Annotated in this window: 1 protein-coding gene; it reads right to left on the bottom strand. The window is 70.0% G+C overall.

Annotation, left to right across the window (positions count from 1 at the left end):
* A partial coding sequence (locus tag FMEAI12_RS00230; RefSeq protein WP_146776585.1) for a DDE-type integrase/transposase/recombinase occupies positions 1-233 on the bottom strand: 233 nt, incomplete at both ends.

Here is a 233-nt window from a genome sequence, read left to right as displayed (position 1 = left end):
GATCCGATTGTTCTCCCTGGCGGCGTCGACATGGCAGGCCTCGGGGAGCAGCTCGTCGAGGATCCTCGGGTAGACGGGTGCCTTGTCGGTGGTGACCTCGACCGGGCGGCGGCCATGCGCCAGCGCCCGGACGAAGAACCGGCGAGCGGCAGCCTGGTCGCGGCGAGTGCCGGCAAGGACGTCGATGACCTGACCGTGCTGGTCGACGGCACGGTACAGGTAGGTCCACCGGC

This window comes from Parafrankia sp. Ea1.12, from assembly GCF_900465275.1.
Lineage (GTDB): Bacteria > Actinomycetota > Actinomycetes > Frankiales > Frankiaceae > Parafrankia > Parafrankia soli.
This window is presented reverse-complemented; position numbering and strand designations above follow the sequence as displayed.